Annotated in this window: 6 protein-coding genes, 1 tRNA gene and 1 rRNA gene; 7 read left to right on the plus strand and 1 reads right to left on the minus strand. The window is 69.6% G+C overall.

Annotation, left to right across the window (positions count from 1 at the left end):
• The 3 genes from rrf to ACZ6CL_RS25880 all read left to right on the plus strand — a co-directional run.
• A 5S ribosomal RNA gene (gene rrf, locus ACZ6CL_RS25870) occupies positions 1-91 on the plus strand; the annotation flags it as partial.
• Between the two features lie 105 nt (positions 92-196).
• Entirely contained in the window at positions 197-895 is a 699-nt protein-coding gene (locus tag ACZ6CL_RS25875) for a DegT/DnrJ/EryC1/StrS family aminotransferase (protein ID WP_468939340.1), read from the plus strand.
• Positions 896-959: 64 nt separating this feature from the next.
• Positions 960-1,032 (plus strand) — tRNA-Thr (locus ACZ6CL_RS25880).
• Positions 1,033-1,136: 104 nt separating this feature from the next.
• Here ACZ6CL_RS25880 and ACZ6CL_RS25885 read toward each other — a convergent pair.
• Entirely contained in the window at positions 1,137-3,764 is a 2,628-nt protein-coding gene (locus ACZ6CL_RS25885; protein ID WP_468939720.1) for a SpoIIE family protein phosphatase, read from the minus strand.
• A gap of 250 nt (positions 3,765-4,014) precedes the next feature.
• Between ACZ6CL_RS25885 and ACZ6CL_RS25890 the strand changes: the two genes are divergently transcribed.
• From ACZ6CL_RS25890 to ACZ6CL_RS25905, 4 genes are all read left to right on the plus strand, one after another.
• Entirely contained in the window at positions 4,015-9,573 is a 5,559-nt protein-coding gene (locus tag ACZ6CL_RS25890; RefSeq protein ID WP_468939343.1) for a HAMP domain-containing protein, read from the plus strand.
• Positions 9,574-9,870: 297 nt separating this feature from the next.
• Positions 9,871-10,545, plus strand: a complete 675-nt coding sequence (locus ACZ6CL_RS25895; RefSeq protein WP_009714629.1) for a response regulator — start codon at positions 9,871-9,873, stop codon at positions 10,543-10,545.
• Positions 10,546-10,723: 178 nt separating this feature from the next.
• Positions 10,724-13,534, plus strand: a complete 2,811-nt coding sequence (locus ACZ6CL_RS25900; protein WP_468939345.1) for a DNA translocase FtsK — start codon at positions 10,724-10,726, stop codon at positions 13,532-13,534.
• Between the two features lie 190 nt (positions 13,535-13,724).
• Complete coding sequence (locus ACZ6CL_RS25905) at positions 13,725-14,558, plus strand: helix-turn-helix domain-containing protein (RefSeq protein WP_468939347.1); 834 nt, start codon at positions 13,725-13,727, stop codon at positions 14,556-14,558.
• The last annotated feature ends 30 nt before the right edge of the window (positions 14,559-14,588 follow it).

Genomic DNA, 14,588 nt, shown 5'->3' on the forward strand with positions numbered 1-14,588 from the left:
GCCCGGTTACATTCCGAACCCGGAAGCTAAGCCTTTCAGCGCCGATGGTACTGCAGGGGGGACCCTGTGGGAGAGTAGGACGCCGCCGAACAATCATTAGAGAGAGGCCTGTCGGAACTTTGGTTCCCGACAGGCCTCTCTTTTTGTTGTGTTGCGAGCCACTCGGTGTTCATGTTGCCTGGGCAACATGCCGTTCATGGGGACTCCAACGGATGAGCTGTGGCGTGAGTTGACCCGGGCGGGCGTACGGCCGGGCGACGAGGTGATCGTGCCGTCCTACGGCACACCCGAAGCGGCGGAAGCGGTGCTCCTCGCCGGCGCACGGCCGGTGTTCGCGGACATCGACGCCCAGACCTTCTGCATACATCCAGACGCGGTCGCCGCGGCGCTCACGCCCCGGACCGCGGCCATCGTGGCCATACACACCTTCGGACACCCGGCCGACATGGCGCGTCTCACCGAGCTGGGCCAGCGCCACGGTGTGCTGGTGATCGGACACGGCGCGGTGTGCGAGCCGGTCGGCGAGATCCTGCGCCGACAGGCCAACGCCGCCTATCTGAACGGCAAGCTGCGCGGGGTCGTCACTCCCGCGGCCAAGCCCGGCATGGAACACACCTATCAGCAGTACGTCGTGAGGGTCCCGGGCAATGGGCGCCCGGACCGGGACGCGTTCGCCCGTACGCTGCGTTCTCGCGGCGTCGTGTGCCACGTACCCATTCAGACCCCGGCACATCGCACAGCACGCTTCCGGCGCGATCTGTGGCTCGCGGAGACGGAGCGGGCGGCCGACGAATGCCTCGCCCTTCCCGTCGACCCGGCCATGTCCCGGCGGGAGTTGCAGCGCGTGGTCTCGGCCTGCAACGCACTGGGAGGCCTGTTGCAGTCAGCGGCCTGAGCGGTTGAAGGGGCGGGTGGTCGAGAGCGCACTCGAGTTCGGGTATGATCTATCCCGTTGCCGCGCCCCAATAGCTCAGTCGGCAGAGCGTCTCCATGGTAAGGAGAAGGTCTACGGTTCGATTCCGTATTGGGGCTCTCCTGCGAAAGGCCCCCGCCAACCGGCGGGGGCCTTCGTCATGTTCAAAGGGCTCTTCATGGTGAAAAGGGCCGGGGCACCGATGGTGCCCCGGCCGCCGTGATCAGGCGTCCTGCTTCTCGGGGACGCGCATCGCGAGGATCGCCATGTCGTCGGACGGCGGCTCGGCCGCGAAGCGCTCGACCGCGCGCAGCACCCGGGCGGCCACCGCTCCCGCGGTGAGTCCGGTGCAGGTGGTGAGCACGTCGACCAGGCCGTCGTCGCCGAGCATCCTGGTGCCCTCGCGCCGCTCGGTCACCCCGTCGGTGACGCACAGCAGGACATCGCCCGGATCGAGGGTCACCGTCTGCTCGTACAGCTCCAGGTCGTCCATGACGCCGAGCAGGGGCTGCGGTTCGGCGGCCGCCTCGATGGAGCCGTCCTGGCGCAGCCGGAGCGGCAGCGGATGGCCCGCACAGACGACCTTGAGTACCGCGCCGCCGTCCTGTTGCGGCCACAGCTCCCCGTAGAGAAGGGTGAGGAAACGGCTGCGGGCGCCCTCGTCGAGGATCGCCGCGTTGAGCCGCTCCAGGACCGCCGGGCCGCCGAAGCCCTCGCGGGCGAGCAGCCGCAGCGCGTGCCGGGCGAGACCGGTGACCGCGGCGGCCTCCGGCCCGGTGCCGCAGACATCGCCGATGGCGAAGCCGTACGCGCCGTCGCGGATCGGGAAGAGGTCGTAGAAGTCACCGCCGACCTCGTTGCCCTCGCCCGCCGCCCGGTAGATGACCTCGACCTCGACGCCGGGGACCTCCGGCTGCTCGGGCGGCAGCAGGCTGCGCTGGAGCGACTGGCTGATGGCGGTGCGCTCCGAGTAGAGCCGCGCGTTGTCGAGGGCGAGCGCCGCCCGGCGGGACAGGTCCTCGGCCAGCTCCAGGTTCTCCTGGCGGAAGTGCTCGTCGGTGGGCTTGCCGAGGGTGAGCATGCCGATGACGCGGTTACGGGCCACCAGCGGCAGCACGACCGTCTCACCGCCAACGGCGGACGCCGTCGCGAGCGAGGCGCCCGGGCCCGAGGAGGGCCGGGCGGAGTCGCCGAGGCTCAGGCTGCGCAGCGAGGTGCGCAGCGCGGCCGCGTGGGCCGCCTCGTAGGGGCCGGTCCAGCCGCGGGCGCCGCCGGTGGGCACCTGCTCCGGTGGGTCGATCTTGGTGAGCAGGGCCTTGAGGCCGTCGATCCGGTCCTCGTCCTCATGCAGGACGTACGACAGCTCCGGGTCGGAGGCCTGGTCGGCGACCGTATAGACGGCGCACCAGCTGGCCAGGGTGGGCACCGTCATCTGTGCCATGAGCGCCAGTGTCTGGTCACGGTCGAGCGTGCCCGCGAGGAGATCGGACGCCTCGACGAGGAACGACAGGGAGCCGCGGCGCAGCTTCTCCAGCTCGGTGAGACGGGCACGTTCGACGGCGAGGGCGATGCGATCGGCGGCGAACTGGAGCCGCAGCGCCTCCTCGTTGCTGTACCGGCTGGGGGCCTCGGCGGCGACCCCCAGCGAGCCGGTGAGCCGGCCCTCGACCTTGAGGGGGACGGTGACGACCGAGCGCATACCGGTGTTGATCAGCAGGGGGACGGCGCCCGGCACGGCGGACAGATCCTCGTGGACGGCGGGCATCCGGGCCGACCCGTAGCGCCCGGTGCCGGCCTCGACGGGGACGCGGGCGAAGCGCTGCCGGGCGGACGGCAGTCCGGTGGAGGCGCGCACCTCCAGCTCGGTCTCGTCGTCGGTGGCGAGCAGCAGATAGGCGGCGTCCCCGTCGAGCATGTCACGGGCGCGTTCGACGGTGCGCTGGAGGAGTCCGTCGAGGTCGTCGGGGGCGGGGGAGCCGATGAAGACCTCGAAGGCGTCGCTGGCCGGACCGCGCTCGGAGGAGTCGGAGGTGTCGGCCGCGGCGCCGCGCATCGGGCTCTGCAGCACGGCGCGCTCGCGGTCGCGGACCAGGAGACAGACGGTGGAGGGGTCGCCGTCGGCGTCGCGGATGCGCAGATGGGAGGCGTAGACGGGGGAGACCCGGCCGTCGGCGCCGCGGATGCCGTACGAGCCCTCCCAGCGGGAGAGCCGGAGCGCCTCGGCGACGCCGGTGCTGGTGCCGGGGGTGTGCGGCCAGGCCGCGAGGTCGGTGAGGGGCTTGCCGACGATCTGTTCCGGGTTGTAGCCGAACAGTTCCTGAGCGTCATCGTTCCAGGCGCTGATGAGGCCGTCGCTGTCGACCTGGACGACCGCGACCCGGACTCGGGAGTCGGCGATCGGCAGGGCGCTGGAAGGCAGCGCGGGCCCGGCGGCGCGGGTGCCGGCCGGCCGTTCGGGAAAGTCGAGCTGGAACCAGACCTGCTTGTGGGTGGCCGTGTACTCGACACCCCAGCGGGCGGCCAGTGCGGCGCACAGTAGCAGACCGCGGCCGCCTTCGCGATCGGGGCTGCCGAAATGGTGGCCGCCGTTGCTCTGCAGCGGAACTTCTCGTTCGGGATAACGATCGGCGACCTCGACGCGGACGCCGGCGTCCGCGCGGATGCACACGACATCGGCGGTGGTGCCGGCGTGCACCACCGCGTTGGTGACGAGTTCGCTGGTGAGGACGACCGCGTCGTCCACGATGTCGGTCAGGCCCCAGCCCTGCAGGGTGTCCCGGACAAAGGTGCGGGCGGCGGCGACCGATCGTCCCACCGGCTCGAAGGTGGCGGCTGCCCGCGCGGTGATCACAGATCTCCTCATATGTGTCTCGGCGAACTGCTCACCCATGACGCAGTGCCCCTCCGATGCCTGGCCGGATGCCAGGTTACTTACCTCAACCGCCCCCGCGAATGCCGGTCCGCCGTGATTCCACTCGGAGGGGGCTGGCGCCGGTGTGCGATGCTGCCGAACTGTTATGGCCTGGTTGGGCCATGGTGAAACACTGGGCAAGCTGGAAGAAGAACCCGACGAGGACGGTCAACCCTGCGGGAGGGACACGGTGGAGTCTGGCGCAGCGGCGCGGGGCACGAATACGCGCGCGAAAGGCGGACGGTCCCGGAGCAATGGGACGACTGAAGTGGATACGGCGGCCCTGAATCGGCTGCTGACCGCGATGACGGCGATGCGGGACGGCAACTTCCGCAAGCGACTGACGGTCTCGGGCGAGGGCGTCATGTCCGAAATCGCCGCGGTCTTCAACGAGGTCGCGGAGCGGAATCTGCAGCTCACGGGCGAGCTGACCCGGGTGCGACGGGTGGTCGGCCGTGAGGGAAAGCTCACGGAGCGGCTGGAGACCGGAGCCTGTGAGGGCCAGTGGGCGGCGGCTATTGACGCGTCCAACGCCTTGGTGGACGATCTTGTGCGTCCGGTGTCCGAGGTAGGCCGTGTGCTGTCCGCGGTCGCCGAGGGCGACCTGGAGCAGCGCATGGACCTGCGGGCACAGGGTGCCGACGGGTCGGCGCATCCGCTGCGCGGTGAGTTCCTCAAGGTGGGGCGCACCGTCAACGGGCTGGTGGATCAGCTCTCGGCGTTCACCGACGAGGTGACGAGAGTCGCGAGTGAGGTCGGCACCGAGGGCAAGCTGGGCGGTCAGGCCCGGGTGCGCGGTATGTCGGGTTCGTGGAAGGACCTCACGGAGTCCGTCAACACGATGGCCTCCCGGCTCACCGCTCAGGTGCGGGATATCGCCCTGGTGACGACGGCGGTGGCGAAGGGCGATCTGTCCCGGAAGGTCACGGTTCACGTGTCCGGGGAGATGCTCGAGCTGAAGGAAACCGTCAACACGATGGTGGACCAGCTCTCCTCGTTCGCCGCCGAGGTGACACGGGTCGCCCGGGAGGTGGGCACCGAGGGTGAACTCGGGGGCCAGGCCAAGGTGCCGGGCGTCGCGGGCGTCTGGAAGGACCTGACCGACTCGGTCAACCTGATGGCCGGGAACCTCACCGCCCAGGTGCGCGGGATCGCCCAGGTCACGACGGCGGTCGCCAACGGCGATCTGTCGCAGAAGGTGACGGTGAGCGCACGCGGCGAGGTCGCGCAGCTGGCCGACACGATCAACACGATGACGGAGACCCTGCGCACCTTCGCGGACGAGGTCACGCGGGTGGCCAGCGAGGTCGGCGCCGAGGGGCTGCTGGGCGGTCAGGCGCAGGTGCCGGGTGCGGCGGGTACGTGGAAGGATCTCACCGATTCGGTGAACACCGCGTTCCGTAACCTCACGGCGCAGGTGCGGGACATCGCGCAGGTGACGACCGCGGTGGCGAACGGTGATCTGTCGCAGAAGGTCACCGTGGACGTGGCCGGCGAGATGCTGGAGCTGAAGAACACCGTCAACACGATGGTGGACCAGCTGCAGTCCTTCGGTGCCGAGGTGACCCGGGTGGCCCGGGAGATCGGTGTCGAGGGTGAGCTGGGCGGTCAGGCGCAGGTGCCGGGTGCGGCGGGTACGTGGAAGGACCTGACCGATTCGGTGAACACCGCCTTCCGCAACCTCACCGGACAGGTGCGCAACATCGCGCAGGTGACGACCGCGGTCGCGAACGGCGATCTGTCGCAGAAGGTCACCGTCGACGTCTCCGGCGAGATGCTCAAGCTGAAGAACACCGTGAACACGATGGTGGATCAGCTCTCCTCGTTCGCCGACCAGGTCACCCGCATGGCGCGGGACGTGGGCACCGAAGGGCGGCTGGGCGGCCAGGCCCGGGTGGACGGCGTCAGCGGCACCTGGAAGGACCTGACCGACTCCGTCAACTCGATGGCGGGCAACCTGACCTCGCAGGTGCGCGGTATCGCCCAGGTGACCACGGCGGTCGCCCGTGGCGATCTGTCGCAGAAGATCGAGGTGGACGCGCGCGGCGAGATCCTGGAGCTGAAGAACACCATCAACACGATGGTCGACCAGCTGTCCGACTTCGCCGAGCAGGTGACCCGGGTCGCCCGTGAGGTGGGTACGGACGGCCGGCTGGGCGGTCAGGCGCAGGTGCCCGGCGTCGCGGGCGTCTGGCGCGATCTGACCGACTCGGTGAACGGCATGGCGGGCAACCTGACCGCCCAGGTCCGTAACATCGCGCAGGTCGCCACGGCGGTCGCGCGCGGTGACCTCTCGCAGAAGATCGACGTCGACGCCCGGGGCGAGATCCTGGAGCTGAAGAACACCCTCAACACGATGGTCGACCAGCTGTCGTCCTTCGCGGAGGAGGTCACCCGGGTCGCCCGCGAGGTGGGCACCGAGGGCCAGTTGGGCGGTCAGGCCGAGGTGCAGGGGGTCTCCGGTACCTGGAAGGACCTGACCCAGTCCGTCAACGGCATGGCCAACAATCTGACGTCCCAGGTGCGTTCCATCGCCGAGGTGACGACGGCGGTCGCCAAGGGCGACCTGTCGAAGAAGATCACGGTGGACGCCAAGGGCGAGATCCTCGAACTGGTCACCACCGTGAACACGATGGTGGACCAGCTGTCGTCGTTCGCCGAGCAGGTCACCCGGGTGGCCCGTGAGGTGGGTACCGAGGGCCAGTTGGGCGGTCAGGCGCGGGTGCCGGGCGTGACCGGCATCTGGAAGGACCTCAGCAACAACGTGAACCTGATGGCCAATAACCTGACCATCCAGGTGCGCAACATCTCGCAGGTCTCGGCGGCGGTCGCCAACGGCGATCTGACGAAGAAGGTCACGGTCGAGGCGCGCGGCGAGGTCGCGGCGCTGGCCGACACCGTCAACACGATGGTGACGACGCTGTCCTCGTTCGCGGACGAGGTCACCCGTGTGGCGCGCGAGGTGGGCACGGACGGCATCCTGGGCGGTCAGGCGAGGGTGCCGGGCGTCTCGGGTACGTGGAAGGACCTCACCGAGTCCGTGAACTCGATGGCGTCCAACCTGACCGGACAGGTGCGCAACATCGCGATGGTCACCACGGCGATCGCCCAGGGTGACCTGACCAAGAAGATCGACATCGAGGCGCGGGGCGAGATCCTCGAACTCAAGACCACGATCAACACGATGGTGGACCAGCTGTCGTCCTTCGCCGACCAGGTGACCCGGGTGGCCCGCGAGGTGGGCACCGAGGGCCAGTTGGGCGGTCAGGCCCGGGTGCGGGACGTGGCCGGCACCTGGAAGGACCTCACCGAGTCGGTGAACGAGATGGCGGGGAACCTGACCCGTCAGGTGCGCGCCATCGCCGAGGTCGCGACAGCGGTGACCCGCGGCGACCTCAACCTCAAGATCGACGTGGACGCCTCCGGCGAGATCCAGGTCCTCCAGGACCACATCAACACCATGATCGCCAACCTGCGTGAGACCACGCTCGCCAACAAGGAGCAGGACTGGCTGAAGGGCAACCTCGCCCGGATCTCCGGTCTGATGCAGGGACGGCGCGATCTGGAGGACGTCGCCCGGCTGATCATGAGCGAGCTGACCCCGGTGGTCTCCGCCCAGCACGGCGCGTTCTTCCTGGCGGTCCCGGTCGGCGACGGCACCGAGGTGGTCGCGGACAGCACCGCCGAGGAGGGCTACGAGCTGCGGTTGGTCGGCTCGTACGGCTACTCCATCGGCTCGATGCCCACGTCCTTCCGGCCCGGCGAGACGCTGATCGGCACGGTCGCCGAGGAGAAGCGCGCGATCCTGGTGGAGAACGTGCCGCCGGGCTACCTCAAGATCGCCTCGGGCCTCGGCGAGGCGGCCCCGGCCCATGTGATCGTGCTGCCGGTGCTCTTCGAGGGCCAGCTGCTCGGCGTGATCGAGCTGGCCTCGTTCCAGCCCTTCGCGCAGATCCAGAAGGACTTCCTCAACCAGATCGCCGAGATGATCGGCACCAGCGTCAACACCATCAGCGTCAACACCAAGACCGAGGTGCTGCTCAAGCAGTCCCAGGAGCTGACCGAGCAGCTGCGGGAGCGGTCAGCCGAGCTGGAGAACCGGCAGAAGGCGCTCCAGTCGTCCAACGCGGAGCTGGAGGAGAAGTCCGAGCGGCTGGCCCGGCAGAACCGCGACATCGAGGTCAAGAACACCGAGATCGAGGAGGCCCGGCAGGTCCTGGAGGAGCGCGCCGAGCAGCTCGCGGTCTCGATGCGCTACAAGAGCGAGTTCCTGGCGAACATGTCGCACGAGCTGCGTACACCGCTCAACTCGCTGCTGATCCTCGCCAAGCTGCTCGCGGACAACGCCGAGGGCAACCTGTCGCCGAAGCAAGTGGAGTTCGCCGAGACGATCCACGGCGCCGGTTCTGACCTGCTGCAGCTGATCAACGACATCCTCGACCTGTCCAAGGTCGAGGCGGGCAAGATGGACGTCAGCCCGACGCGGATCGCCCTGGTCCAGCTCGTCGACTACGTGGAGGCGACGTTCCGGCCGCTGACCGCCGAGAAGGGCCTCGACTTCTCCGTCCGGGTCTCGCCGGAGCTTCCGGCGACGCTGCACACCGACGAGCAGCGGCTGCTGCAGGTGCTCCGTAACCTGCTGTCCAACGCGGTGAAGTTCACCGACGGCGGCGCGGTGGAGCTGGTCATCCGGCCCGCCGGGGTGGACGTGCCCAACGCCATCCGGGAACAGCTGCTGGAACACGGCGCGTTGCGGGACCCGGATGCCGACATGATCGCCTTCTCGGTCACCGACACCGGTATCGGCATCGCCGCGAGCAAGATGCGGGTCATCTTCGAGGCGTTCAAGCAGGCCGACGGGACCACCAGCAGGAAGTACGGCGGCACCGGCCTCGGCCTGTCCATCAGCCGGGAGATCGCCCGGCTGCTCGGCGGTGAGATCCACGCGGCCAGTGAGCCGGGCCGCGGCTCGACCTTCACGCTGTACCTGCCGCTGCACCCCAGCGAGCTGCCGCCGCAGGGCTTCCCGCAGCTCACGCCGGGCAGCATGGCTCCGCCCGCGCTGGAGGCGTACGACCCGTCCGAGGAGGCGGAGGACGACGAGCCGGGCGCCGTGGCGGAGCAGGAGGTCGAGCACGACGTCACCGCCGACGCCACGGCGCAGCGGACCCGCGGGGCCGCCGGGCTCTTCCGGCGGCGTCAGCGGACCGAGCAGGAGTCGTCACAGGCCTCCGAACCGCAGCCCGCCGCCCCGGAAACCCGCTGGGACGGTAGCCGGGCCGGTGGCCGTAGCGGCAGCCGGCAGCCGCAGGCCTCCGAGCCGTGGATGCTGGGCGGCCAGGATCTGGTGGCACCGGAGCCCGCGGGCGGCTTCCACGGTGAGAAGGTACTCATCGTCGACGACGACATCCGTAACGTCTTCGCGCTCACCAGCGTGCTGGAGCAGCACGGCCTGCAGGTGCTGTACGCCGAGAACGGGCGGGAGGGCATCGAAGTCCTGGAGCAGCACGACGATGTGGTGCTCGTCCTGATGGACATCATGATGCCGGAGATGGACGGTTACGCCACGACGGCGGCGATCCGCAGGATGCCGCAGTTCGCCGGGCTGCCCATCATCGCGCTCACCGCGAAGGCGATGAAGGGCGACCGGGAGAAGAGCATCGAGGCGGGCGCGTCGGACTATGTCACCAAGCCTGTCGACACCGATCATCTCCTGACGGTGATGGAGCAGTGGATGTCGGATGAGTGACCAGGTGAAAGGCAGGGGAGTGTCCGATGGGACACCGGGTGCCATCGTGGTGTTGACTGACTGTCGCCGAACACGTGTGGGAACGCGGGAATCGGGGAACCTTCTGGTCTCCCGCCGCGTTTCTGCTACGTGCACAGTGACATCGCGGTGACAGGGTGTGGCGAACAGCGGGGTGCGGCTACCATGACCGGCACAAGGACGGGCGACGCAAGGGAGTCGTCCCCTGGGGCGGCGCCCGGTGCTTCCCCCAGCGCATCGAGCTGGGGAGACCCCAAGCCGGGACGAGGAGGACGGGGCATGGTGCAGAAGGCCAAGATCCTCCTGGTCGATGACCGGCCGGAGAATCTGCTGGCGCTGGAGGCCATTCTCTCCGCGCTCGATCAGACCCTGGTGCGGGCATCGTCAGGGGAGGAAGCGCTCAAGGCGCTGCTGACAGACGACTTCGCGGTGATCCTGCTGGACGTCCAGATGCCGGGCATGGACGGTTTCGAGACCGCGGCGCACATCAAGCGGCGGGAGCGGACCCGGGACATCCCGATCATCTTCCTCACCGCGATCAACCACGGGCCGCACCACACCTTCCGCGGGTATGCGGCGGGTGCGGTCGACTACATCTCCAAACCCTTCGACCCGTGGGTGCTCAGAGCGAAGGTCTCGGTCTTCGTCGATCTGTACATGAAGAACTGCCAGCTGCGGGAGCAGGCCTCCCTGCTGCGGCTCCAGTTGGAGGGCGGTCAGCCGGCCGCCGGTGACAAGGAGTCGGCGGGGCTGCTGGCCGAGCTGTCCGCCCGGCTCGCCGCCGTGGAGGAGCAGGCCGAGGCGCTGTCCAAGCAGCTGGACGAGTCGGCCGACGCGGCCGCGGTGGCCACCGCGGCCCATCTGGAGCGCAAGCTCACCGGTCTGCGCCGGGCCCTGGACGCGCTGGAACCCGGCGCGGGCAGCGGCGCGGGCCAGGTCCCCTCGCAGAACTGAAGCCTCGCGGAGCTGCGGCCCGCACCACCGCGTGGCCACCCGGCCGTTGACGTCCTGTCACGCTCCCTTCACCGACCGGCCGGTGTCGCGCCCGGATGCGACACGGGTGTGACCTCAGTGGCGCCGGATACCCATGCCATACGTGCTCCGTACGGCGGACGCGGGTAATCTCGCACCCATGGCCTCTCGTACGTCCGGCAAGGGTTCCCAGAGCACGGCGGGCACCTCGAAGAAGCGCGCCGGGCAGTCCGGAGGCGCTGTGAAGAAGGCGCCCGCGAAGAAGGCGGCGGCCAAGAAGGCGCCCGCCAAGAAGTCCACCGCGCCCGTGAAGAAGGCGGCACCGAAGAAGAAGGCGGCCGCCAAGGCCCCGCCGCCGCCCGCGCCCAGCCCCACCAGTGGTGTGTACCGCGCCGCGCGCGCCGTCTGGATGGGCCTCGCGCGCGCCGTCGCGGCGATGTTCCGTTCCATAGGGCGCGGCGCGAAGGGGCTCGACCCGGCCCACCGCAAGGACGGCAGCGCGCTGCTGCTGCTCGCCCTGGCCCTGATCGTCGCGGCCGGTACGTGGTCCAGCCTCCAGGGCCCGGTCGGCGATCTGGTCGAGATGCTCGTCACCGGCGCCTTCGGACGCCTGGACCTGGTGGTGCCGATACTGCTGGGCGCCATCGCCGGGCGGCTGTTCCTCCACCCCGAACGCCCCGAGGCCAACGGGCGGATCGTCATCGGGCTGTCCGCGCTGGTGATCGGCGTCCTGGGACAGGTCCACATCGCCTGCGGCGCCCCCGGGCGCGGCCAGGGCGACGCGGCGATCCAGGACGCGGGCGGGCTGATCGGCTGGGCCGTCTCCCGGCCGCTGATCTACGCGATGGGCGATGTGCTGGCCGTACCGCTGCTGGTGCTGCTCACCGTCTTCGGGCTGCTGGTCGTCACCGCGACCCCGGTTGCCGCGATTCCGCAGCGGCTGCGGGCGCTCGGCGTCCGGCTCGGCCTGGTGCGGGACGAGGAGTCGGCGTACGCCGATCACCCCGACGCCGACGAGTACGCCGATGAATGGCGCGAGAAGCCCGCCAGGCGGCCTCGCAGGACCTCGCTGGACAAGGAACGCCCGGACGGCGCGAGCGGCGCTGAGCAGGCCGAGGAGGAGGCTCTGGGCACGCGCCGGCGGTCGCGCCGGCAGCCGTCCGGACAGCCCCCGCTGGACCGTCCCATGGACGCCGTGGACGTGGCGGCCGCCGCGGCCGCCTCGCTGGACGGCGCGGTGCTGCACGGCGTCCAGCCCTCACCGCTCGTCGCCGGGCTCAGCAGCGGCATCTCGGTCGAGCGCGACGACGAGTCCGGCACCGGCGACGTGCCGGGCACGCGCGACTCCGGCAAGGCCGCGCCGGTCAAGGGCAAGAAGGGCCGCGGGGACGAGCCCGCCGCGGCGGAGCGGACCGAGGTCCCCGACCGCACCCGGCGTGCCGTCGAGCCGAGCGAACCGCTGCCGCCGCGCGCCGAGCAGCTGCAGCTCTCCGGCGACATCACCTATTCACTGCCCTCGTTCGACCTCCTGGAGCGCGGCGGCCCCGGCAAGACCCGCAGCGCCGCCAACGACGCCGTGGTGGACTCGCTGTCCAAGGTGTTTTCCGAGTTCAAGGTGGACGCCGCGGTCACCGGCTTCACCCGCGGTCCCACGGTCACCCGCTACGAGGTGGAGCTGGGCCCGGCCGTCAAGGTCGAGCGGATCACGGCGCTGACCAAGAACATCGCCTACGCCGTCGCCAGCCCCGATGTGCGGATCATCAGCCCGATCCCCGGCAAGTCGGCGGTCGGCATCGAAATTCCCAACAGCGACCGCGAGATGGTCAACCTCGGGGACGTGCTGCGCTCGGCGGACTCGACGGGCGAGACGCACCCGATGGTCGTCGGGCTCGGCAAGGACGTCGAAGGCGGCTACGTGGCGCACAACCTGGCCACGATGCCGCATGTGCTGGTGGCCGGCGCGACCGGTTCCGGAAAGTCGTCGTGCATCAACTGCCTGATCACGTCGGTCATGGTGCGCGCCACCCCGGACGACGTGCGCATGGTGCTGGTCGACCCCAAGCGCGTGGAGCTGACCGCGTACGAGGGCATTCCGCATCTGATCACACCGATCATCACCAACCCCAAGCGCGCGGCCGAGGCCCTGCAGTGGGTCGTCCGCGAAATGGATCTCCGTTACGACGACCTCGCCGCGTTCGGCTTCCGCCACATCGACGACTTCAACGCGGCGGTGCGCTCCGGAAAGGTGAAGCAGCCCGAGGGCAGCGAGCGGGAACTCAAGCCCTATCCGTATCTGCTGGTGATCGTCGACGAGCTGGCGGACCTGATGATGGTCGCGCCGCGGGACGTCGAGGACTCGATCGTGCGGATCACACAGCTGGCCCGCGCGGCGGGCATCCACCTGGTGCTGGCCACCCAGCGGCCGTCGGTGGACGTCGTCACCGGTCTGATCAAGGCGAACGTGCCCTCGCGGCTCGCCTTCGCCACCTCCTCGCTGGCCGACAGCCGGGTCATCCTGGACCAGCCGGGCGCCGAGAAGCTGATCGGCAAGGGTGACGGACTGTTCCTGCCGATGGGCGCGAACAAGCCGGTCCGGATGCAGGGCGCGTTCGTGACCGAGGCCGAGGTCCAGGCGATCGTCGCGCACTGCAAGGAGCAGATGGCACCGGTCTTCCGGGACGACGTCACCGTCGGCACGTCGAAGAAGAAGGAGATCGACGAGGACATCGGCGATGATCTCGATCTGCTGTGCCAGGCCGCTGAGCTGGTGGTTTCCACGCAATTCGGGTCGACGTCGATGCTCCAGCGCAAGCTGCGGGTGGGCTTCGCCAAGGCGGGGCGACTGATGGATCTCATGGAGTCACGCAACGTGGTCGGCCCCAGCGAGGGCTCCAAGGCGCGCGATGTGCTTGTCAAGCCGGACGAATTGGATGGCGTGCTCGCGGTGATCCGCGGGGAGGCTCACTCATAAGGGTATGGCGGGCAACCGTTTCCCCTGCCGAGACGTCAAGTTGAGGGAGGTGGCGGAGTGAGGTCCCAGACCGCAGGTCACAGGACAATCCCGATGGCGGACAAACTCCGTCCTCCCGCTTGCCCGACCCTTTCGCCCCACCCCTAGACTGAACCTCCAGCAGGTGGCTACACGCTCGAAAGGCGCCCCCGTGTCCATCGGCAACGCTCTCGAAGACGGTAACTCCCCCGAAGAAGACCGGCCTTCCGTCGGTCGCGCCCTCCAGCAGGCCCGCATCGCCGCGGGGCTGACCGTCGACGAGGTCAGTTCCGCCACCCGGGTGCGCGTGCCCATAGTGCAGGGGATCGAGCAGGACGACTTCTCCCGCTGCGGCGGGGATGTGTACGCCCGGGGGCACATTCGTGTGCTCGCGCGCGCCGTCCGGCTCGACCCGGAGGCCTTGATCAACCAATTCGACGCCGAGCACGGCGGCCGGCCCGAGCCGACCCCGGCGGCGCCGCTGTTCGACGCCGAACGCATCCGCCCCGAACCCCGCCGGCCGAACTGGACGGCCGCGATGGTCGCCGCGATCGTCGCCGTCGTCGGATTCGTCGGCTTCACGCTTTTCAGCGGCAACGACAAGAACGACGGCTCCTCGGTCGCCGAGGAGACCGGCTCGGCCAAGCCGACCGCGTCCGCCTCCAGCAGCCCCAGCGCGGCCCCCAGCAAGTCCGGCGAGCGCAAGCCCGAGCCGTCCGAGAGTGCCATCGCGGGTGTCCCCGCGGACAAGGTCACCGTCAAGCTGACCGCCGAGGACGGACAGAGCTGGATCTCCGCCCAGGACCACAACGGGCGGCTGATGGAAGAGGGCGTGCTGCGGCAGGGCCAGTCCAAGACCTTCAGCGACAGCAAGCGCATCGACCTGGTGCTGGGCAACGCCGGGGCGATCAAGCTCTTCGTGAACGGCAAGGAAGTCAAGAACCTGAGCGACAGCGGCACGGTTCAGCGACTGAGCTACACCAAGGGCGATCCCGAAGCGGGCTGACCAGCCCCGCGGCGGGGTGGGAGACCTGGC

This window comes from Streptomyces sp. NPDC041200 (assembly GCF_055591805.1).

Bases quoted from the DNA above. Each gene is read 5' to 3' on its own strand.
- ACZ6CL_RS25875 (WP_468939340.1), top strand. From the start codon at position 197: ATGGGGACTCCAACGGATGAGCTGTGGCGTGAGTTGACCCGGGCGGGC.
- ACZ6CL_RS25895 (WP_009714629.1), top strand. From the start codon at position 9,871: ATGGTGCAGAAGGCCAAGATCCTCCTGGTCGATGACCGGCCGGAGAAT.
- ACZ6CL_RS25900 (WP_468939345.1), top strand. From the start codon at position 10,724: ATGGCCTCTCGTACGTCCGGCAAGGGTTCCCAGAGCACGGCGGGCACC.